21 protein-coding genes are annotated in these 20,016 nt (G+C 66.2%); 12 read left to right on the top strand and 9 right to left on the bottom strand.

The features are described from left to right. Positions 1 to 3 precede the first annotated feature (3 nt). The 4 genes from LK542_RS02325 to LK542_RS02310 form a co-directional block, all read right to left on the bottom strand. Complete coding sequence (locus LK542_RS02325) at positions 4 to 789, bottom strand: hypothetical protein (protein ID WP_227800370.1); 786 nt, start codon at positions 787 to 789, stop codon at positions 4 to 6. After that, positions 786 to 1,301 (bottom strand): hypothetical protein, encoded by a 516-nt coding sequence (locus LK542_RS02320; RefSeq protein ID WP_227800369.1) that lies wholly within the window; start codon positions 1,299 to 1,301, stop codon positions 786 to 788. The genes LK542_RS02325 and LK542_RS02320 overlap by 4 nt, the downstream gene beginning before the upstream one ends. A gap of 43 nt (positions 1,302 to 1,344) precedes the next feature. Continuing rightward, complete coding sequence (locus LK542_RS02315) at positions 1,345 to 1,635, bottom strand: DnaJ domain-containing protein (RefSeq protein WP_227810650.1); 291 nt, start codon at positions 1,633 to 1,635, stop codon at positions 1,345 to 1,347. Between the two features lie 95 nt (positions 1,636 to 1,730). Continuing rightward, a complete protein-coding gene (locus LK542_RS02310) occupies positions 1,731 to 1,874 on the bottom strand; it encodes a hypothetical protein (RefSeq protein WP_227810649.1) in 144 nt (47 codons plus the stop codon). Positions 1,875 to 2,016: 142 nt separating this feature from the next. Between LK542_RS02310 and LK542_RS02305 the strand changes: the two genes are divergently transcribed. From LK542_RS02305 to LK542_RS02290, 4 genes are all read left to right on the top strand, one after another. Continuing rightward, positions 2,017 to 3,774, top strand: coding sequence for a glutamine--tRNA ligase/YqeY domain fusion protein (locus tag LK542_RS02305; protein WP_227810648.1), 1,758 nt, complete (start codon positions 2,017 to 2,019; stop codon positions 3,772 to 3,774). A gap of 360 nt (positions 3,775 to 4,134) precedes the next feature. After that, positions 4,135 to 5,946, top strand: a complete 1,812-nt coding sequence (locus LK542_RS02300) for a CHASE domain-containing protein (RefSeq protein ID WP_227810647.1) — start codon at positions 4,135 to 4,137, stop codon at positions 5,944 to 5,946. A gap of 241 nt (positions 5,947 to 6,187) precedes the next feature. Then, positions 6,188 to 7,123, top strand: a complete 936-nt coding sequence (locus LK542_RS02295) for a glycine-rich domain-containing protein-like (RefSeq protein WP_227810646.1) — start codon at positions 6,188 to 6,190, stop codon at positions 7,121 to 7,123. Between the two features lie 135 nt (positions 7,124 to 7,258). Then, positions 7,259 to 8,221: an IS1595 family transposase gene (locus LK542_RS02290; protein ID WP_307728875.1), complete on the top strand. Its 963-nt coding sequence runs from the start codon at positions 7,259 to 7,261 to the stop codon at positions 8,219 to 8,221. Positions 8,222 to 8,236: 15 nt separating this feature from the next. Here the strand turns inward: LK542_RS02290 and LK542_RS02285 are convergent, their stop codons facing one another. The 4 genes from LK542_RS02285 to LK542_RS02270 all read right to left on the bottom strand — a co-directional run bounded on the left by LK542_RS02285 (position 8,237) and on the right by LK542_RS02270 (position 10,569). After that, entirely contained in the window at positions 8,237 to 8,506 is a 270-nt protein-coding gene (locus LK542_RS02285; RefSeq protein WP_227800363.1) for a hypothetical protein, read from the bottom strand. Positions 8,507 to 8,754: 248 nt separating this feature from the next. Next, entirely contained in the window at positions 8,755 to 8,973 is a 219-nt protein-coding gene (locus LK542_RS02280) for a hypothetical protein (RefSeq protein WP_227800362.1), read from the bottom strand. An 11-nt stretch (positions 8,974 to 8,984) separates the two neighbouring features. Further along, a complete protein-coding gene (locus LK542_RS02275; RefSeq protein WP_227810645.1) occupies positions 8,985 to 9,881 on the bottom strand; it encodes an SDR family oxidoreductase in 897 nt (298 codons plus the stop codon). Between the two features lie 4 nt (positions 9,882 to 9,885). Then, positions 9,886 to 10,569, bottom strand: coding sequence for a hypothetical protein (locus LK542_RS02270; protein WP_227810644.1), 684 nt, complete (start codon positions 10,567 to 10,569; stop codon positions 9,886 to 9,888). A gap of 129 nt (positions 10,570 to 10,698) precedes the next feature. Here LK542_RS02270 and LK542_RS02265 point away from each other — a divergent pair, with 129 nt between their 5' ends. From LK542_RS02265 to LK542_RS02240, 6 genes are all read left to right on the top strand, one after another. Then, positions 10,699 to 11,721 (top strand): CDP-6-deoxy-delta-3,4-glucoseen reductase, encoded by a 1,023-nt coding sequence (locus tag LK542_RS02265; protein WP_227810643.1) that lies wholly within the window; start codon positions 10,699 to 10,701, stop codon positions 11,719 to 11,721. Positions 11,722 to 11,911: 190 nt separating this feature from the next. After that, positions 11,912 to 13,168 carry an MFS transporter gene (locus LK542_RS02260; protein WP_227810642.1) on the top strand — a complete coding sequence of 419 codons (1,257 nt, stop codon included), beginning with the start codon at positions 11,912 to 11,914 and terminating at the stop codon, positions 13,166 to 13,168. Beyond that, complete coding sequence (locus LK542_RS02255; protein ID WP_227810641.1) at positions 13,165 to 13,866, top strand: response regulator transcription factor; 702 nt, start codon at positions 13,165 to 13,167, stop codon at positions 13,864 to 13,866. The genes LK542_RS02260 and LK542_RS02255 overlap by 4 nt, the downstream gene beginning before the upstream one ends. Beyond that, the gene (locus LK542_RS02250; RefSeq protein WP_227810640.1) at positions 13,859 to 15,073 is read left to right on the top strand and encodes a HAMP domain-containing sensor histidine kinase; all 1,215 of its coding nucleotides are present in this window, start codon (positions 13,859 to 13,861) and stop codon (positions 15,071 to 15,073) included. Before LK542_RS02255 ends, LK542_RS02250 begins: the two co-directional genes overlap by 8 nt. A gap of 73 nt (positions 15,074 to 15,146) precedes the next feature. Then, entirely contained in the window at positions 15,147 to 16,022 is an 876-nt protein-coding gene (locus LK542_RS02245) for a PHB depolymerase family esterase (RefSeq protein ID WP_227810639.1), read from the top strand. Between the two features lie 121 nt (positions 16,023 to 16,143). Then, a complete protein-coding gene (locus LK542_RS02240; protein ID WP_227800354.1) occupies positions 16,144 to 16,518 on the top strand; it encodes an HPF/RaiA family ribosome-associated protein in 375 nt (124 codons plus the stop codon). 39 nt (positions 16,519 to 16,557) lie between these two features. On the opposite strand, the gene LK542_RS02235 is transcribed toward LK542_RS02240, so the two are convergent. Next, a complete protein-coding gene (locus tag LK542_RS02235) occupies positions 16,558 to 17,364 on the bottom strand; it encodes a helical backbone metal receptor (RefSeq protein ID WP_227810638.1) in 807 nt (268 codons plus the stop codon). A 104-nt stretch (positions 17,365 to 17,468) separates the two neighbouring features. On the opposite strand from LK542_RS02235, the gene LK542_RS02230 reads away from it, so the two are divergent. After that, positions 17,469 to 18,434, top strand: coding sequence for a GGDEF domain-containing protein (locus tag LK542_RS02230; protein ID WP_227800352.1), 966 nt, complete (start codon positions 17,469 to 17,471; stop codon positions 18,432 to 18,434). Between the two features lie 85 nt (positions 18,435 to 18,519). Further along, complete coding sequence (gene sbcB, locus LK542_RS02225) at positions 18,520 to 19,968, top strand: exodeoxyribonuclease I (RefSeq protein WP_227810637.1); 1,449 nt, start codon at positions 18,520 to 18,522, stop codon at positions 19,966 to 19,968. Positions 19,969 to 20,016 lie beyond the last annotated feature (48 nt).

Raw genomic sequence — 20,016 nt, 5'->3', positions numbered from 1 at the left:
CGCTCACGAGAAGATGTCCGTGCCCATGCTGCGGCGGGTACCGCGGCGCGGCATGCTGCGCACCGACGGCACCTGCTTGCGCAGGCGGTACAGAAGTTCGCGCGTCGTGCGCTGCATGAAGGGCGATTCCTCGTCCGGGTCGTCCGGCAACTCGACGTCGGCCATCTCGGCGCTGTGGCGGAATTCCGGGAACAGCTCGAGCAGCGAGCGCTCCCAGCCGTCTTCACTGGCCTTGGCCAGGTCGACCGCCAGCGGCGCGATATCGCTGTCACCGCTGGTCTGGGCGGTGACGTAGCGGCCCTTGGACAGGATCTCGCCGGCCACTTCCAGGATTTCCTTCGGCGCCAGCGACCACAGGATGGCGAACACGGTGGCGCCGTGGTCGGTGGCGGAAGCTTCCTGCAGCAGCTCGTGGCGGCGGTCTTCGTCGTCGTTGGCGTAGACGATGCCGTGCACGTGGTTGAACAGGTTCTCGGCGATGCGTTCCGGATCGTCCTCGATCAGGTTGTCCGGCCAGGTGGCCGCGATATAGGCCAGGCTCTCGGCCCAGGCCTTGGGCGGCACCAGCAGGGTCGCGACCGAGGTCTTGGCGCCGTCGAAGCCGGAAAGGTGCAGTGCGGTGACTTGCGGCGGCAGGGTCGACAGCACTTCGACGACCGCGTAGTCGCCATGCTCGTCGGCGGCCTGCGAGAAGGCCTCTTCGGCGTGCTCGAGCGAGCCGGCCAGCACCAGTTCGCTGACCTGCTTCGTCAATGCCGGCAGGTTAGCTTTGTTGGACTCGTCGCTCATTCGCGTTCTCCTCCTTCCGGATCGAACAGCTGGGTGAAGTCGTCGCTGGCGGCGGTGCCGTCCATGTCGTCGTCCTCATCGCCCTCATCGCCCTCGCCGAGGCGGGCGAGATCGCGGTCTTCGTCTTCCCACCTAGCCTGGTTCTTGTACAGGAAGGCCGTGATGATCGCCTGGCGCGCCAGTTCCGGGTAATTCGCCGTCATGGCTTCGTACATGGCGCGGCCCTGTTCGCCGTCGCACTCGGCCATCGCGAACACGCGCGCCGGGTCGGTGCCTTCGTAGTCGGCAGCCTCGCGCATGAGGCCTTTCGGATCCTTGAACTTGATGCAATCAACGAGCGCGAAGGCCATCAGGTTGACGTCGTCCAGGCCCGAGCCGCCGGCATATTCCGAGACCAGCGCGCTGACCATCATGTCGTAGTTCTTGCGGTTGGGCGGATCGCCCAGCGTGCCCTCGATCTGCCCTTCCAGTTCGCGCGACTGGAACGAGAATTCGGGATGTACGTTCTTCATTGTTGTGTCCTGTTGATTCGTGGGGCGCGGCTGCGCCGGGCGGTCAGGCCTGCAGGTTCACGCCGTTCAGCGCGAATAGCGAGCGCCACAGCTCGAAGGCTTCGGCCTCGGCATCCAGCACGATGCGGTGGTTGACGCTCTGGTTGTATTCGGCGCGCTTGGCCGGGTCGGACAGCACCTCGTAGGCCTTGGTGACGGCCTTGAAGCGTGCTTCGGCGCCCGGGGCCTGGTTGCGGTCCGGGTGGTAGCGCATCGCCAGCGAGCGATAGACCTTCTTGATCTCGTCGTCGCTGGCATTCGGCGCGACGCCGAGGATCGCATATAAATTTTCCAAAGAAACTCTCCCGGCAAAGCCGTCAGGCAGCGCCGCAAAACGGCAAAAACGAGATTATCCTATAGAAAACGGCAACTTGCCCAGAAGGCAGGCGCTCAGTGGCGAACCGGCGCTTGTGGGGATTGCGGCTTCTGGTCGGGGGCTTGCGAACGGGCTGTCGTCAGGGGCGGCAGCGGCATGCCGGCCTGGGCCAGCAGCCAGGCACGCACCAGTTCCGGATGGGTGGCGAGGGTTTTCATGTTGAGCCTTGCGAATAGACCTAGTTGTCCCCAGTATGTATTCATATAATCGGGCTGACCGTGCGCTCCACCACATACTGGGGCGGCTGCCTCCTGCGTTACGGTAAAATGTCCGTAACTTACCTATCCAAAACTTTTTTTCATGAGCAACGAAAAGAACACCCCGGCGGCTGCGGGCAATCCCCCGTCGTCGAATTTTCTGCGTGCCATTATCGAGCACGACCTGGCAGCGGGCACCCATGCGCGCGAGGGCATGCCGCCCGTCATCACCCGCTTCCCGCCGGAGCCGAACGGCTACCTGCACGTGGGCCACGCAAAATCGATCTGCCTGAACTTCGGCCTGGCACGCGACTATAACGGCCGCTGCCACCTGCGTTTCGACGACACCAATCCGGAGAAGGAAGACCAGGAATACGTCGACACCATCATGGATTCGGTGAAGTGGCTCGGCTTTACCTGGGAACAGGGCGACGGTGAATACCTGCACTACGCCAGCGACTATTTCGACAAGCTGTACGAGATGGCGGAATACCTGATCCGCGAAGGCAAGGCCTATGTGGACAGCCAGTCTCCGGAAGAGATGGCCAAGAACCGCGGCAACTTCAGCACGCCCGGCACCAACTCGCCTTTCCGCAACCGTCCGGTGGAAGAGTCGCTGCAGCTGTTCCGCGACATGAAGGCCGGCAAGTACAAGGATGGCGAGCACATCCTGCGTGCCAAGATGTCGGAAGACGCGATGTCCTCGCCGAACATGACCAACCGCGATCCGGCACTGTACCGCATCCGCCATGCGCACCATCACCGTACCGGCGACGACTGGTGCATCTACCCGATGTACGACTACACGCACCCGATCTCGGATGCGCTGGAGTCGATCACCCATTCGATCTGCACGCTGGAATTCCAGGACCACCGCCCGATGTACGACTGGCTGGTCGACACCCTGGCCGACGGCGGCTTCTTCCCGCGCCCGGTGCCGCGCCAGTACGAGATGGCGCGCCTGAACCTGACCTACGTCGTCACCTCCAAGCGTAAGCTCCGTCAACTGGTGGACGAAGGTGTGGTGACCGGCTGGGACGACCCGCGCATGCCGACCATCGTCGGCCTGCGCCGCCGCGGCTATACCCCGGAATCGATCCAGCTGTTCTGCGAGCGCATCGGCGTCTCCAAGGCCGACGGCTGGATCGACATGAGCACGCTGGAAGGCGCGCTGCGCGACGACCTCGATCCGAAGGCGCCGCGCGCGATCGCCGTGCTGCGTCCGCTGAAGCTCATCGTCGACAACTTCCCGGAGGGCGAATCGGTCGAGTGCTCCTCGCCGGTCCACCCGCACCATCCGGAAATGGGCGTGCGCAGCTTCCCGTTCACGCGCGAGCTGTGGATCGAGCAGGAAGACTTCATGGAAACCCCGACCAAGGGCTACCACCGCTTCACCCCGCCCGTTGGCGACCAGCCCGGTTCGCGCGTGCGCCTGAAGTACGGTTTCGTGGTCGAGTGCACCGGCTTCGACAAGGACGAGAGCGGCAAGGTCACTGCCGTGCACGTGAAGTACTTCGAGGATTCGAAGTCCGGCACCCCGGGCGCCGACAACTACAAGGTCAAGGGCAACATCACTTGGGTCAGCGCCGCCACCGCGCTCGAGGCCGAGGTGCGCCTGTACGACCGCCTGTTCACGGAACCCCAGCCGGACGCCGGCGGCAAGGATTTCAAGGCCGCGCTCAACCCGAACGCGCTGGAAACCGTGACCGCCTACCTGGAGCCGGGCATGAAGGATGCGGTGCGCGAGCAGCGCTTCCAGTTCGAGCGCCACGGCTACTTCGTGGCCGACCGCGTCGATTCCCAACCCGGCAAGCCGGTGTTCAATCGCGTCACCACACTGAAAGACAGCTGGGGCAAATAAGAGCGCCTAACAATTCCCCCCATGGCAGCGTTGGATCGTCTCGCCGTACTAGCGTACTGTCTTCGTGGTCCGCCACTGCGGCGATCCGCCTTGCCCTGGGGGTTTTGTTAGACGCTCAAAGCCGCTGTCGACTGAAAAGGGCCGCGCATGCGCGGCCCTTTTCATTGCGAAACGTTTCCATTTTGTCTACTTCGTTGCATTGCCGCTAAACCTATCAAACCTGATAGGTTCTTCGTTTCCTAAACAAGCTTAGCGTATGAATGTTTGTCGCATTAACGCGACGAGTTCACCTAGCAAGCGAGTTTACGGATCATGTCTTCCCGCCGTCCCCACAACCATCTTGTCGCCATACCGACTGTGATGCTGACCGGGGCCTTGCTGTCCGTGACGGTCGGCACCGCGCTCTATCTGGCCACAGCCCATGCCATCGAAAGCGATGCCGAAACGCGCTTTCGCGGCATGGCGCGCACCGCCCAGTTCGCGATCGACGCCCGCATCAAGAGCTATACCGACGTCCTGCGCGGCATGGCCGGCCTGTTCCACGCCAATCCCAAGGCCAGCGCCGACGATTTCCGCCACTATGTCGAGCAGCTCGACACGCCGCGCAACTTCCCCGGCATCCATGCCATGAACTACGCGCGCGCCGTCGGCCCGTCTGAACTGGCGGCCGTGGACGCGGACGTGCGCCGCCGCCTGCGCCAGTACGGCATGCCCGAGCCTGCCAGGAAGCTACATCCCGTGCCGGGACGCGACAGCTATACGATCATCGTCTACATGGAACCGGCCAACCCGGAAACGCTCGACAAGCTCGGCCTCGACCTGGAAGCGCGCAGCTACATCCGCAGTACGGTGGAGTCGGCGCGCGACAACAATTCCTTTACCTCCTCGGGCCTGCGCGTCAATGTGATGCCCGACTCCGGTCCGCGCCAGAACATCCTCGCGATGCGCCTGCCCGTGTACCGCAGCGGCGTGCCGATCGATACCGTCCTGCAGCGCCGCGCCGCCTACATTGGCACCGTCGGCATCGGTTTCGGGCTCAGCACGATGGTCAACGGCGCACTCGAGGGCTTCCCGGTCGACGGCGTGCGCCTGGTGCTCACCGACCTCGACGATGTCCCTTTGGAGCCTGGCGAGGCGCAGCCCAGCGCGGTCCTCTACGACAGCGACTGGACCGCGCGCATTGCGCCACTGCCGCGCGAAGCCGACCTGCTGCGGGCCAGCCTCCGGATCGAGTTCAAGAAGCGCCAGTGGCGCGCCGATTTCAGCATCCCCCGTTACGCGATGTACACGCGTTTCGACTTCTATTACCCCTGGCTGGCCGCCCTTGCCGGCACGCTCAGCACCGCCTTGCTCTACGCGCTGTTCCAGACCATGGCCTCGTCGCGCCGCAGCGCCCTGCGCATGGCCGAGGACATGACGCGCGAGCTGCGCGCCAGCCAGTCCAAGCTGCAGGCCACCAACGAGAAACTACGCCAGCTGGCCGCGCATGCCGAACAGATCAAGGAAGGCGAACGCAAGCGCATCGCGCGCGAGATCCACGACGAACTCGCGCAGAACCTGCTGGCGCTGAAGATCGAGGCCGAGATCCTGGCCAACCGCACGCGCAGCCGCCATGGCCGCCTGCACGAGCGCGCCAGCGCGACGGTGCGCCAGATCGACCTCACCATCCGCAGCGTGCGCCAGATCATCAACGACCTTCGCCCGAACGTCCTCGACCTCGGCCTGGCCGCCGCAGTCGACTGGCAGGTCGCCGACTTCGCGCGCCGCACCGGCATCGAATGCGAACTGGTCGAAGACGAGACCGAACACCATCTCGATGACCAGTGCGCCACCGCGCTGTTCCGCATCCTGCAGGAGTCGCTCAACAACGTGGCGCGGCACGCGCGCGCGAGCCGCGTACGCATCGACCTGCACCAGCACGCCGACATGCTGACCATGACCATCCGCGACAACGGTATCGGCATGCAGCCTGGCAGCCGCAACCGCAGCGGGTCCTTCGGCCTGGTAGGCATCGAAGAACGCGTCAATATCCTTGGCGGCAGCTTCTCGATCAGCAGTGGTCCCGACACGGGCACCACCATCGTCGTCAGCATTCCCTTGGCGGCACATGCATCCGACTCGCCCTCCCTCTCCTCGCAGGACAATGAGGTCACGTTTCCGCTGATTGCCTAGGTCCCTGGCGCTTTTTTTCCTGTGTTGTCGTGTTTCTACACAGCAGTTTCTTGGTTGACAGAGGTCAACATTGGAACTGACCGTACGCAGGACAATTTTTCTCACTGGCACCGCTCAACACAGGGTGCCTGGCTTCCGATTAACGCCCACCCTCATCCAGGAGGACCCTCTGCAGTACCGCTTCAACTAGGGATAAAAAAGAGTGCCTCAACCAACAGATCTACAACAAAAGGTGATAACTATGTTGACCAATGAATTCGCAGCTTTCGAAACGCTGGATCTCGATCCGATCAAAATGAAACTGATGCATGTGCACTCCGGCGAAGGCTGGACCGCGCTGCGCGCCGATGCCGTGGAGACGGAATACCGCCGTTTCCTCTTCCTGATGAAGAAGTACCCCAATGCAGAGGCATCGCCAACGGTTGACGTGGATATCTTCTGGCACTACCACATCCTCGACACGCTGAAGTACGCCCGCGACTGCGAAGCCGTGTTCGGCTACTTCCTGCACCACTATCCCTATGTCGGCATGGGCGCCAGTGCGAACGATGACGACCACGCCGCCGGCGGAGAGCGCATGCGCAGCATCTACGAAGCGGAATTCGGCACCGGGGCTGCGGCCAACAGCGCGCACGCATACTGCGCCGGGCCGGGCATGCCGCGCGAAGCTGCCATCGCCGCTTACGCATACTGCGCCGGACCGGGCAAACTGCGCCAGGCTAGCGACGCCGCGTTCGCATACTGCGCCTCGCCAGGCACGCCGCGCGAAGCTGCCAACGCTGCCCACGCATATTGCGCCGCGCCGGGCAAGCCGCGCGAAGCCGCCAACGCCGCCGCCTACGCCTACTGCGCCTCGCCGGGCCAGCCGCGTGAAGCCGCCAATACTGCCTATGCATACTGCGCCTCGCCGGGCCAGCCGCGCGAAGCCGCCAACACTGCCTATGCATACTGCGCCTCGCCAGGCCAGCCGCGCGAAGCCGCCAACGCTGCCTACGCATACTGCGCCGCGCCGGGCCAGCCGCGCCAGGCTGCCAGGGCGACCTACGCGTACTGCGCGTCGCCGGGTACCCCGCGCGAAGCCGCCAACGCTGCGTATGCCTACTGCGCCTCGCCGGGCAAGCCCACGCAGGTACAGCGTGACGCCGCAGCAGGCAAGGAACTGGCACACGCCGCCTGAACCCTTCCCCTCACGGCCGGGTGGCGACGTTTGCGTCCCCCCGGCCGTTCTTTTTGGCGCTGTCACCGCTACGTGTAGAAATTGAACTGCTGAGCCGCATGGATGTCCAACCTGGGTCGATGATCAGGAGGGACCATGAATGCCGCCGGCTTTCGTCGTTTGCTGCAGCAGGCAGGCTTGCTCAGCCGCCAGCAACGATCACTGCTGATCGAATTCCTGCGCCCGGCGCTTGGCCTGGATCAGGTGTGCGAAGCCATCGATGGGGCCCGGCCTGTTCCCCTGTGTTGTCCCGGCTGTAGCGGCACTCGGCATTATTGTCACGGCCTCGATCGTGGGCTGCAGCGCTACCGCTGCCGCGCTTGCGGCCGCACCTTCAGCGCCTTGACCGGCACGCCTCTCGCCAGGCTGCGCCACCGCGCGAAATGGATCGACTACCTCAGGGACATGCTCGACTCTCGCAGCGTGCGCGCGGCAGCCAAGCGTATCGGAGTGCATCGCAACACCAGCTTTCGCTGGCGTCATCGATTCCTTGACGGGGCGCGGCTGGACCAGCCCGAGCGCCTCGCGGGCATTGCTGAGGCGGACGAGATGTTCATCCTCGAATCGCAAAAGGGTTCGCGCTGCCTGGACCGGCCTGCCCGCAAGCGCGGTGGCAGCGCACACAGCCGGGGCATCAGCCACGAGCACGACTGCATCCTGGTGGCCCGTGACCGCAACGGTCAGACCTGCTCCTGCGTGACCGGACGGGCTGCGGTCACGGCCAGGCAGCTGCACCGGCACCTGCTGCCCGTGCTCGACCCCGACGTCCTGTTGGTGACCGATGGGCATGTTGCGTACCGCACTTTCGCGCGCGAGGCCGGCATTGCGCATGCGTTTGTGAACCTGCGGGCCGGTGAGCGCATGCGCGGCGCCGTTCATGTGCAGAACGTCAATTCCTATCACCAGCGTCTGCGCAGCTGGCTTTCGCGTTTCCATGGCGTGGCCTCACGCTACTTGCCAAACTACCTTGGCTGGCGCTGGGCGCTCGATGAAGAGCGTATTACCGAGCCTGAGCATCTGCTGCGAGCAGCAATCGGCATTTTCCACATCCAACGCTGACAGCGCCTTCTTTTTTCAGGCCGCGAGCGGCTGCAGCGCGTCCGTAGGCTTGACCATCAGCGCACGCAGTTCACGAATGCTGAACTCGCTCTCCTCATGCATGCGCAGCAGCAGCGTGGCGCCGATCGGCAGGATGTTGTGGCGGATCTTGCTGATCACCGGCGGCGCCACTTCGAGCACGCGCGACAGGGCGGCGTCGTTCTTCAGGCGCAGCCTGGCGATGATGGCGTCGAGGAGACGGTTGGGGTCGTATTCCGCGCCGGGCGGAAGGCGTCTGATGGGCATGGGACTCTTTCAGGATTGTTAAATATTTGTCACTTTCCGTGATCTATCGCGATTTATTTGCATACAAGGCCGCAATGGCATCATTTGTATGGCTTTTCTCGTCAAGGGCGAAATGATACACATTCAGCATGTTATTTGCACAAGATGCTGCTGTTTTTGAAGGCATGCTCCAGACGTGCGCAGGCCTCCGAGGCAGGCCGGATGGATGGAAGATTGGAGAGGCCGTCCCGACCGGGGACGGCAAAGGCTTACTTCTTCTTGCCGGACTTGGCGAGGCTGGCCTGGTACAGGTTGCGCGCGTCCGTATGGGCGCGGTCGAGGGTGCGCATCTCGGGCTTGTCGTCGTGCGCCACGAAGTATTCCTTGTCCTGCGCATCGACGACGATCTTGATCGCGGCGGCGTCCGGGATGCCGTATTTTTCGACGATCAGGGTGGTCACTTCGTCGAGGTATTCTTCGTAGGTCATGCTGGCCTCTTTCATTGGGAGCCCGATTGTACTCCGCGCGCCAGCGCCGCGGCCACGTCGGGATAGCGCAGGCGCACGCGCAGCTCGCGCTTCAGGCGCGTATTGTCGAGGCGCCGCGACTCCGACATGAAGGACAGCAGCATCGGCGTGACCACCGCCTGCAGTTCGCTGCGCGGCAGGCGCGGCGGCCGCGCCAGGCCATATGCATCGGCCACGGCGTCGAAATACTCGCCCATCTTCATGCGGGTGTCGTCCACCGCATGCACCACGCGGCCCGGCAGGCCACGCAGCAGCGCCAGCGCGACGATGCGCGCCAGGTCGTCGGCGTGGATGTGGTTGGTGTAGACGTCGTCTTCCGGCCGCAGCGCCGGCGTGCCCTGTTCCAGGCGCTTGAGCGGCAGGCGGTCGGCGGCGTAGATACCCGGCACGCGCAGGATCGCCAGGCGCGCGCCATTCGCCACGGCCCAGGCGCGCAGCACCTGTTCGGCGTCGACGCGGCGCTGCGCGCGCGCATTGCGCGGCGCCACCGGGCGCGTCTCGCGTACCAGTTCGCCGCCGCAGTCGCCATACACGCCGCTGGTGCTCACGTAGACCAGGCGCCGGGCCTGGCCGAGGACGGCGACCAGGTGGCGCGTGCGCCGGTCGATGCCGCCCTCGGGCTGCGGCGGCGCCAAGTGCAGCACCCAGTCGGCCAGTCCGCGCAGGCGCTGCAGGCTCGCAGGCCGGTCGAGGTCGGCCACCACCGGCACCGCGCCGGCGGCGCGCAGCTCGGCGCAGCGCTCGCGCTGGCTGGTCAGGGCGAACACGCGGAAGCGTCCCGCGAGCAGGGGCAGCAGGCGCATGCCCACGTCGCCGCAGCCGACGACGAGCAGGCGCGGGCGTCCAAATGGCGTCGATTGGTTCTTCATGGGCTCAGGCCAGCAGCTCGTCGGCGGCGCTGGCCGCGGCGCAGGCCAGCACCGGCATGGCCACGATCAGGCCCAGCCCCAGCAGCAGCATCGACAACAGCAGCATCAGTGTGCCCAGCACCGCCACCGTCAGGAAGGGCAGCGGATTGCGCAGCGAAGCGGCCACGCTCAGGCCCAGCGCGCGCGCCACGCCGATTCTCCGTTCCACCACCAGCGCCGGCGCCAGCCACAGCGTCGACAAGGCCAGCCACACCAGCAGCTGGGCGGCGGCGAACGCATAGAACAGGCCCTTGCCGATATGCGCAGCGCTGTACATCCCCTGCATCGCGGCGCCGGCCCCGATCGCGCCGACGAGCATGAGCTGCGCCAGCGAGGCAAGGCCGACCACGATGGCGAGCGCCCACAGCGCCGGATTCTTCCAGACGCCGCTGCCGGCCAGGAAGACTTCGCCTCCGCGCGCCATGCGGCACCAGGCCGCGACAATGCCGAGGTAGACGGTGGCGAGGACAGGCACCAGGATGCTGGCCCGCGGGATGAACAGCCACAGGAGGATCAGCAGGCCGGCGCTGAGCACCGCCAAGGGCTGCCAGCGGCGCTGGAACATGGACCAGCCGGCAGCCAGCCAGGCCAGTCCCCGGCCGTGGGGCGCCTGGTGGATCGTCAGGGTCGGGGTATCGCTGGCTTGCATGGCGCTTCCTTCAAAGGGTCGGTTCGGTGCCGCAGGATTGTATCCCAGCCCGGGTAGCGTCTGCGGCCCCCGCCCTGCTCCGTGTAAAATAGCCAAGACATTCCAATAGCAACATCAGAGCATCCATTTATGACGTTCCAGATCACCGTCCAGCCCAGCGGCCACCAGTTCAGCTGCGAAGCCGACGAAACCGTCCTCTCCGCCGCGATCCGCGCCGGCATCGGCCTGCCTTACGGCTGCAAGAACGGCGCCTGCGGTTCCTGCAAGGGCAAGGTCCTCGAGGGCGAACTGACCCACAAGCCGCACCAGCAGCGCGCCCTGAGCGACATCGAGAAGACCCAGGGCATGTCGCTGTTCTGCTGCGCCGTGCCGCAACAGGACCTGGTGATCGAGGCGCGCGAAGTGGGCGGCAGCTCGGATTACCCGGTGCGCAAGATGCCGACCCGGGTCGCCGGCATTCGCAAGGCCGCGCCCGACGTGGCCATCGTCACGCTGCAGCTGCCGGCCAACGAGGCGCTGGCCTACCGCGCCGGCCAGTACATCGAATTCCTGCTCAAGGACGGCAAGCGCCGCGCCTACAGCATCGCCTGCGCGCCCTCGTTCAGCGGCCCGCTCGAACTGCACATCCGCCACCTGGCGGGCGGCCTGTTCACCGACCACGTGTTCGGCGCCATGAAGGAGCGCGACATCCTGCGCTTCGAAGGCCCGCTCGGCACCTTCTTCCTGCGCGAAGAGTCCGACAAGCCGATCGTGCTGCTGGCATCGGGCACCGGCTTCGCCCCGGTCAAGGCCCTGGTCGAGCACCTGATGCACCTGAAATCGACCCGCCCCGTGCGCCTGTACTGGGGCGGCCGCCGTCCCCAGGACCTGTACATGGACGAGCTGTGCCGCGCCTGGGAAACCACGCTGCCGGACTTCCAGTACGTGCCGGTGATCTCGGACGCGCTGCCTGAAGACGCCTGGCAGGGCCGCGCCGGCTACGTGCACGCGGCCGTGATGCAGGACATCCCGGACCTCTCGGGCTACCAGGTATACGCATGCGGTGCGCCCATCATGGTGGAATCGGCGCGGCGTGACTACGTGGCGCAGTGCGGACTGCCGGAAGACGAGTTCTTTGCGGATGCATTTACGTCCGAGGCGGACCTCGCGTAGCGTGGGCGGGTCTCCCGCCCACGCGGTGATAGTTAGCGGCGAGATCATCCGGCGCGAAACAGGAGCTAGGACCGATCACCGCGTGGGGTGCATCGTGCCGGTGGCACGATGCACGAGCCGCCCACCCTACGAAAGTCCAAATTTCGGGCACAATGCATAGCGATCCCTAGCATTGTCCCGAAAGCCCTTCATGTCCCTGCTGTCCTCGTCCAGCGGCCTGGCCGTTCTGCGTAACCGCAACCTCTCGTTCTACCTCTCGGCGCGCTTTCTCGGCACCCTCGCGGTGCAGATGCAGAGCGTGGCCATCGGCTGGCAGGTCTACCAGATCACGCGCAGCCTGTTCGACCTCGGCCTGATCGGCCTGGCCCAGTTCGCGCCCTTCCTGGTGCTGATCCTGTGGGCCGGCCACGTGGCCGACCGCTATAACCGCCGCAACATCGTCCTGCTGTGCATGGCCACGCAACTGCTGTGCAGCCTGCTGCTGGTGGGCTTCACGGCCAGCGGCAGCAGCGTGGTGTGGCCGGTGTTCGCGATCCTGGTGCTGTTCGGCTCCGCGCGCGCTTTCATGATGCCGGCCTCGCAGGCGGTGCTGAAGAACCTGGTGCCGGACCGCGACTTCAGCCAGGCCGTGGCCCTGAGTTCCTCGACCTTCCACGTGGCCGTCATCGCCGGCCCGATCATCGGCGGCCTGCTGTACGCCTTCGGCCCGATGACGGTGCACATGGTGGCCGCCAGTCTGCTCACGGTCGCGGTGCTGTGCATGGCCGGCACCCGCGCCGCGCCGCAGGCGCGCAGCCAGGGGCCGGTGAGCCTGGCGTCGCTGCTGGAAGGCCTGCGCTTCGTGTGGTCGCGCCCGATCGTGCTGGGTGCGATCTCGCTCGACCTGTTCGCGGTGCTGTTCGGCGGCGCCACCGCCCTGCTGCCGGCCTACGCCCACGACGTGCTGCACGCCGGCCCAGAAGCGCTCGGCCTGCTGCGCACCGCACCGGGCCTGGGTGCGGCCCTGTGCTCGATCCTGCTGGCCTTCTTCCCAATCACGCGCCGGGTCGGCCTGTGGATGTTCGGCGGCGTCGCCGTGTTCGGCCTGTGCACCCTCGTCATGGGCATGACCGACAGCTTCCCGGTGGCCCTCGGCGCCCTGTTCCTGCTCGGCGCGGGCGACATGGTGAGCGTCTACATCCGCCACCTGCTGGTGCAGTACGAAACGCCGGACGACATCCGCGGCCGCGTCAGCGCGGTCAATTCGGTGTTCATCGGCGCCTCCAACGAGCTGGGCGAATTCGAATCCGGCGTCACCGCCGGCTGGCTCGGCCTGGTGCGCGCCATCCTGCTCGGCGGCGCCGCCACGCTCGCCGTGACCGGCCTGTGGGCGCTGCTGTTCCCGGTGCTGTCGCGCATGGACCGCTTCCCTCACCACGAGAAAGAACAGGAGCGGGCCAGGGCATGAAGCGCCCCGTGCTGAGCGTGCTGGTGGTGGAGGACCACCCGACCATCGCCCGCCAGCTGGTCGGCTTTCTCGAGGGGCTCGGCTGGCAGCCGGACCACGCGGGCACCGGAGAGCTGGCCATCCGGCTCGCTACCACGCAGCCCTACGACGTGGTGCTGCTCGACCTGAACCTGCCCGACATCGACGGCCTGCAGGTATGCCGCGCAATCAAGGCCGGGGCGCCGCGCAACGTGCCGGTGCTGATGCTGACGGCGCGCGACGCGTTCGAAGACAAGGCGCAGGGCTTTCGCGAAGGCGCCGACGACTATGTGCCCAAGCCTTTCGACCTGCGCGAAGTCGCCCTGCGCTGCGAGGCCTTGGCCCGGCGCGGCGCCCTCTACCAGCCGCAGGAGCTGCGGGTCGGGCCATTCACGCTGATGCCGCGCGAACGGCGCGCACTCTACGGCGACGCACCGCTGGCGCTGACCCAGACCGGCTTCGCCATCCTGCTTATGCTGTGCCGCGAGCACCCGCATCCGGTGCCGCGCTCGGCGCTGGTCCAGCACTTGTGGGGTGCGACCCCGCCCGACAGCGATGCGCTGAAGTCGCACATCTACACGCTGCGCAAGACGCTGGAAGCGGCCGCCGGCCGCAAGATCCTGGCCACCATCCTGCAGCTCGGCTACCGCCTCGACCTGGATCCGCCCGGCGATGCTTAGATCGATCCGCCGCAGCCTGTTCGCCGCGCTGGCCGGCTTCACGGTCCTGATCTGCCTGGGTTATACGGGCCTGGCGGTGGTGATCGCCTACGTCACCGAAGACATGCTGGTCGGGCGCCTGCTGGAACGCGAGGCCCGGGCCATCGAGCAGCACGCCGCCCGCCACGGCGCGCTGCCGCGCCCGTCCAGCGACCTGGTCGCCATCCACGCCAGCCACGCGAGCCTCCCCGCGGCGGTACTCGCCGCCACCACTCCCCTGCAGGAACGCGCCGAAATCTTTACCGACACCGGCCAGCACTACCACCTCCTGGCGCGCGAGCTGCCGGGCCAAGGCCGCGTCTACCTGCTGGCCGATGTCGCGCCGGTGCTGGTGGTGTCGAAAGTGGTGCAGGACGTGGGTGGGGTGCTGATCTTCGTCGCGCTGCTGCTGATCGCGCTGGCCCTGCTGCTGGCCTGGCTGCTGGCGCGGCGCCTGGTGCTGCCGCTGCAGGTGCTCGCGCGCGAAGCGCAGGCCCTGGCGCCCGGCGCCACGCCCGCCTTCAGCGCGCGCGGGCGGCTTGACGAGATCGGCGTGCTGGCCGAGCGCCTCGACACCAGCTTCGGCGCGCTGCAGGCCGCGCTGAGCCGCGAGCACGATTTCACGCGCGACGTCGGCCATGAACTGCGCACGCCCCTGACGGTCATGCGCAACACGCTGGTCCTGAGCGAAGGCCGTGCGCTCGGCCCCGAGGAACTGGCGCAGCTGCGCAGCGGCCTGCACGACATCGGCGCCACCATCGACGTCCTGTTCGCGCTGGCGCGCAGCCAGCAGCTCGGCCAGGAAAACGTCGACCTGTGCGCCGTCATCGAGACCTGCCTGCTGCGCCTGCCCGGCGCAGAGGATTGGCACGAGGAGCGCTTCAGCCTGTCCTTGCCGGAGCGGCTGCCGGTGCTCGGCAACCGCCAGCTGGCCGGCATCCTGCTCAACAACTGCATCGGCAATGCCCTGTTCCATGGCGGGCCGCAGGTCGTGCTCGCGATCGCGTGGGAAAACGGGCGGCTGTGCATCGCCAACAGCGTGGATGGAGAGCGGCGCGGCCAGGTCCAGGGCTTCGCGCACGGACAGCTGCTGTTGCTGCGCGCGGCGCAGGCCATGGGCTGGGACATCGCCTTTCATCCGGGCGTCAAGGACTACCGGGTCGAGATCACGCCGCGCCACGCGGCCTGAAAAAGCGGGCGGATTTCACCGCGATTTCACCTGAGGATCCGTACGCTGGTGGCTCCATCACTACGGAGTCGCCATGAAACACATCCTGATCGCCTTCCTCGTCCTCGCCGCCGGGTGCGGCAGCGCGCTCGCCCAGGTGAGCAGCCTGGTCCACAAGGAAGAAAAACGCCGCTACATCGTCTATACCCCGCCTTCGTACGCGAGCGACACCCGGCCCTACCCGGTCGTCTTCAACTTCCACGGCAGCGGCATGAGCATGGCCGAGCAAATGCTGTACACCGGCATGAACCGGGCCGCGGACCGGCACCGCTTCATCGTGGTCTACCCGAAAGGCATCAAGGAAGACTGGAACGTCGGCTTCGGCCAGCCCTACCTGGGCGGCAGCGACGACGTCGGCTTCACCGAGGCGCTGCTCGCCAAACTCAGGAAGGACTACCGCATCGATGCCAGCCGCGTATACGCCACCGGCCTGTCGCGCGGCGGCTTCTTCGCGCTGCGCCTGGCGGCCGAGCTGCCGCAGACCTTCGCCGCCGTGGCCTCGGTGGGCGGACCCACGCCGGAGCCGGTGGTCCAACACCACGGCAAGCCGGGCAAGGTAGGCGTGATGCTGGTCCACGGCAGCGCCGACCAGGTGGTCGCCTACGACGGCAAGGCCACTGGATACCTGTCCGCCGTCGACAGCCACCGCTACTGGCTCAAGCACAACGGGCTGCTGGCCAGCGCCGAGCAGTCGCGCGTGCTCGACACCGACAAAGCCGACGGCACCGAGGTCCACTACCTGGAACAGGGCGATGCCGACACGCGGGTGGCCCTGGTAACGGTCAAGGAGGGGGGCCACACCTGGCCGGGCGCCGATGCCTTCAATGTGGGCCTGCCGATCGGAAAGACCACGCGCGACGTCGATGCCAACGAGCTGATGTGGCAGTTCTTCCAGCGGCACCGCCGCTGAGGCGACTCCTGAATATGGTCGGCCTTGCAACTTGCGGGGCCGACCCCACCTGTCATAACGGGACGCGGCCAAAATCGCGCCGCAGGTAAGATGTAAGCGTTATGACAACAGGAGCAATCACATGCAGATCAACGTCAATACCGACCGCACCATCACCAACCACCAGGGCCTGGACGAACACGTGGAAACGGTTGTCCGCAGCTCGATCGATCGCTTTGGCGAGCACATTACCCGTGTGGACGTGCATCTGAGCAATGAGAACAGGGAAAAAGGCGCCGACGGCGGCAACTATTGCATGATGGAAGCACGCGTCAGCGGCTACCAGCCGATCGTCGTCCATGAGCACTCCGACGACCTGCGCCAGTCGATCAAGAACGCCGGCGGCAAGCTGGCGCGCGCCCTCGACAGCGCCCTCGGCCGCCTGCAGGACAAGAACAAGCATACCTCCCCGGCCATCGACGATCCGCTGTCGGACAAGCACCTGACCGATTCGTGATCCACTCGCGCACGCCCTGCTCCTGGGCGTGCGCGTGTATCAGGCAGCGCCTTCCACCATCGCCCGCAGCTCGCGCAGGTAGCGCAGGCCGGCCAGTGCGCGGCTGCCGTACCACGACATCATCTCTCCGTCGACCAGGAACACCGGGATGCCGAGCTGCTTCTCGAGCGCGTCCGCATGCGCTTCCGTAAAGCGGTAGGGTTCGGTCGACAGCAGCACCGCATCGAGCTGGTCGACCAGCCCTTCCGACCACTCGAAGCGCGGATAGCGCGCCTGGCCCAGGTCCGGCACGCGCCAGCCCAGTTCGGCCAGCATGGCGGCGATGTAGGTGTCTTTCGATACGCTCATCCACGGGTCTTGCCAGATGCAGTACAGGACGGTGCGTTGCGGCGCCCGTGGCATGGCCTGCAGGGTCGCGTATTCCTGTTCGAAGGCAGTGCACCAGCGTTCGGCCGCCCCTTCCACGCCGAAGATTCCTCCCATCAGGCGCGCCAGCGCCAGGTTGTCCGTTGGGACCAGCGGGTGGGTGACGACGATGTTCGGCACGAACTCCGCCAGCCGCTCGACGGTCGGCTTTTCGTTCTCGTCGATGTTCACCACCAGGTGGGTCGGCGCCAGCTTGCGAATCTTTTCGATGTTGACGTCCTTGGTGCCACCCACTTTCGAGATACGCTCGACGATGTCCTTCGGATGGATGCAGAAGCCGGTGCGGCCGACCAGTTGCTGCGCCAGGCCGAGCTCGCACAGCAGTTCGGTGATCGAGGGCACCAGCGAGACGATGCGGGCGCCCTGCGCCGGAGGGTGGGAATGGCCGAGCGCGTCGATGTAATGGGAGGAATTCGTCATGGCCGCCATTTGACCACTGTTGTTTCTGGAACGCCACCCCATCCGCATGAGTTGCAATGGGTTATCATTCCATGTCGTAATGACGCTTTCATTAGAGAATCCCCTTGGACCCGATCGGCACCTTCGGTGCATCCCCCTACGCCGTGCGCGACCTGCAGCTGTTCCGCGACGCCGACGACCCGGCCGTCACGGCCGCGCTCGCCCCTTGCACGGTGCTGCGCGTGGCGGCCGGCCAGCGGGTCGAGGACGGCCTGCGCGCGCGCCTCTACATCGTGCTGTCCGGCACGCTGGAGGTGGCGCCGGACGCCCACAGCGGCAATGAGGATACGGGCGTCACCCACGTGCTGCCCGGCGAAAGCGTGGGCGAGCAGGCGGTGCTGGACGACGCGGTCAACCTGGCGGCAATGACGGCGCTGGAAGACTGCGAACTGCTGGTGATCGAACCGGAACTGGTGTGGCAGCTGATCGACCGCTCCAACGTGCTGGCGCGTAACCTGCTGCGCCTGCTGTCCTTCCGCGTGCGCGCCGCCAACGCCCAGCTCAGGCGGCGCCAGAAGCTGGGCGAGTTCTACCGCCAGCTCTCGCTCAACGACGGCCTGACGGGCCTGTACAACCGCGCCTGGCTCAACGAAATGCTGCCCAAGCTGGCTGCACGGGCGGGCCAGGACGGCAGCCCGCTCTCGGTCATCATGATCGACCTCGACCACTTCAAGCGCTTCAACGATACCCACGGCCACATCGCCGGCGACGCCGCCCTGTCCGCCGCCGCGAACATCATCCGCGAGTCGCTGCGTCCCTCCGACTTTGCCGTACGCTACGGCGGCGAAGAACTGATGGCGGTGCTGCCCGATACCCAGACCGGCCTGGCCGAGATGGTGGCGCAGCGCCTGGCCGAACGCCTGCGCACGGCCATCGTGTTCCCCGACATGCGCCTGCCGCTGCCCCACATTACCGGCTCGTTCGGCGTGGCCAGCCTGCCGCTCGGCGGCACCGAGCACGAGCTGGTGGCGGCGGCCGACGCCGCCCTGTACCGCGCCAAGCAGGCCGGTCGCGACCGCGTCAGCATTTAGTTCGGTCTCGAGCGCTGATCGCGACGGCTGACGCCGCGCCCATTCTGTGCCACCATGGCGCCTGCCCGCTACAGCACAACAATTCATGAGCACGCATACCTTCCTCTGGCACGACTATGAAACCTTCGGCGCAGTCCCCCGCCGCGACCGCCCGGCCCAGTTCGCAGCCATCCGCACCGACGCCGAACTGAACGAGATCGGCGAACCGATCATGCTGTACTGCCAGCCGGCGCCGGACTTCCTGCCCGATCCGCAGTCCTGCCTGATCACCGGCATCACGCCCCAGCACTGCCTGGAACACGGCGTGCCGGAACACGAATTCGCCCGCCACATCGAGGCCGCCTTCAGCGAGCCGGGCACGGTCGGGGTCGGCTACAACACGATCCGCTTCGACGACGAAGTGACTCGCCACCTGTTCTGGCGCAACCTGATCGACCCGTATGCGCGCGAATGGCAGAACGGTTGCGGCCGCTGGGACCTGCTGGATGTGGTGCGCATGACCTATGCGCTGCGTCCCGACGGCATCGAGTGGCCGATGAAGGAAGACGGCAAGCCCAGCTTCCGGCTGGAAGACCTGAGCAGGGCCAACGGCCTGGTGCACGACGCAGCCCACGACGCGCTGTCGGACGTGCGCGCCACCATCGCCCTCGCCCGCCTGATCCGGCAAAAGCAGCCGAAGCTGTTCGACTTCTGCCTGGAACTGCGCCGCAAGGACCGCGTCGCCGCCGAGATGGGCCTGCACCTCGAGCCGGCGCAGCGCCAGCCCTTCCTGCACGTGTCCGGCATGTTCCCGGTCGAATACGGCTGCCTGGGCCTGGTGTGGCCGCTGGCCCAGCATCCGACCAACAAGAACGAGGTCCTGGTGTGGGACTGCCGCCATGATCCATCGGAACTGTTCGACCTGGACATCGACACCATCCGCACCCGCATGTTCACCCGCAGCGCCGACATGCCGGAAGGGATGACGCGCCTGCCGATCAAGAGCGTGCACCTGAACAAGTCGCCGATGCTGGTAGGGAACCTCAAGACCCTGCACCCGAGCATGGCGGCGCGCTGGGACATCGACCTGGAACGCGGCCGCGCCCATGCGGCCCTGGCAGCGGCCGGGCGCAATATGGCGGCGATCTGGGCCGAGGTGTTCAAGAAGCCGGCGTCGAGTGACGAGGTCGATGTGGACGAAGACCTGTACGGCGGTTTTGTCGGCAACGGCGACCGGCGCAAGCTGGAGTCGCTGCGTGCCGAAAAACCGCAGGCCCTGGCCGGCATGCGGCCCTCGTTCGAAGACGAGCGCCTGGGCGAGCTGTTCTTCCGCTACCGCGCCCGCAACTTCCCGCAGACCCTGTCGGAAGCGGAAATGCAGCAGTGGGAGGCGCACCGCGCGGCGCGCCTGTTCGATGGCGCGAACGGGGCGCGGACGGTGGACCAGCTGTTTGCAGAGATCGATGCGCTGTCCGAGAATGCGGACGAGCGGGCGGAAGAGATCCTGGGGGCGCTGTATGACTATGCGGAGGGGATTGCGCCGAGCAGGTATTGATGTTTGGTTCGCATCTGCACAACGAACTTGGGTCCCGGCCTGCGCCGG

The sequence above is a fragment of the Massilia sp. IC2-477 genome (genome assembly GCF_020707265.1).
In the GTDB taxonomy this organism is placed as follows: domain Bacteria; phylum Pseudomonadota; class Gammaproteobacteria; order Burkholderiales; family Burkholderiaceae_D; genus Telluria.
The sequence above is the reverse complement of the archived record's forward strand: the minus strand, read 5'-3'. Positions and strand labels throughout refer to the sequence as shown.

Bases quoted from the DNA above. Each gene is read 5' to 3' on its own strand.
- LK542_RS02265 (WP_227810643.1), top strand. From the start codon at position 10,699: ATGACGTTCCAGATCACCGTCCAGCCCAGCGGCCACCAGTTCAGCTGC.
- sbcB (WP_227810637.1), top strand. From the start codon at position 18,520: ATGAGCACGCATACCTTCCTCTGGCACGACTATGAAACCTTCGGCGCA.
- LK542_RS02290 (WP_307728875.1), top strand. From the start codon at position 7,259: ATGAATGCCGCCGGCTTTCGTCGTTTGCTGCAGCAGGCAGGCTTGCTC.
- LK542_RS02320 (WP_227800369.1), bottom strand. From the start codon at position 1,301: ATGAAGAACGTACATCCCGAATTCTCGTTCCAGTCGCGCGAACTGGAA.
- LK542_RS02255 (WP_227810641.1), top strand. From the start codon at position 13,165: ATGAAGCGCCCCGTGCTGAGCGTGCTGGTGGTGGAGGACCACCCGACC.
- LK542_RS02310 (WP_227810649.1), bottom strand. From the start codon at position 1,874: ATGAAAACCCTCGCCACCCATCCGGAACTGGTGCGTGCCTGGCTGCTG.
- LK542_RS02280 (WP_227800362.1), bottom strand. From the start codon at position 8,973: ATGACCTACGAAGAATACCTCGACGAAGTGACCACCCTGATCGTCGAA.
- LK542_RS02305 (WP_227810648.1), top strand. From the start codon at position 2,017: ATGAGCAACGAAAAGAACACCCCGGCGGCTGCGGGCAATCCCCCGTCG.
- LK542_RS02275 (WP_227810645.1), bottom strand. From the start codon at position 9,881: ATGAAGAACCAATCGACGCCATTTGGACGCCCGCGCCTGCTCGTCGTC.
- LK542_RS02325 (WP_227800370.1), bottom strand. From the start codon at position 789: ATGAGCGACGAGTCCAACAAAGCTAACCTGCCGGCATTGACGAAGCAG.
- LK542_RS02250 (WP_227810640.1), top strand. From the start codon at position 13,859: ATGCTTAGATCGATCCGCCGCAGCCTGTTCGCCGCGCTGGCCGGCTTC.
- LK542_RS02240 (WP_227800354.1), top strand. From the start codon at position 16,144: ATGCAGATCAACGTCAATACCGACCGCACCATCACCAACCACCAGGGC.
- LK542_RS02260 (WP_227810642.1), top strand. From the start codon at position 11,912: ATGTCCCTGCTGTCCTCGTCCAGCGGCCTGGCCGTTCTGCGTAACCGC.
- LK542_RS02300 (WP_227810647.1), top strand. From the start codon at position 4,135: ATGCTGACCGGGGCCTTGCTGTCCGTGACGGTCGGCACCGCGCTCTAT.
- LK542_RS02235 (WP_227810638.1), bottom strand. From the start codon at position 17,364: ATGACGAATTCCTCCCATTACATCGACGCGCTCGGCCATTCCCACCCT.
- LK542_RS02270 (WP_227810644.1), bottom strand. From the start codon at position 10,569: ATGCAAGCCAGCGATACCCCGACCCTGACGATCCACCAGGCGCCCCAC.
- LK542_RS02295 (WP_227810646.1), top strand. From the start codon at position 6,188: ATGTTGACCAATGAATTCGCAGCTTTCGAAACGCTGGATCTCGATCCG.
- LK542_RS02245 (WP_227810639.1), top strand. From the start codon at position 15,147: ATGAAACACATCCTGATCGCCTTCCTCGTCCTCGCCGCCGGGTGCGGC.
- LK542_RS02285 (WP_227800363.1), bottom strand. From the start codon at position 8,506: ATGCCCATCAGACGCCTTCCGCCCGGCGCGGAATACGACCCCAACCGT.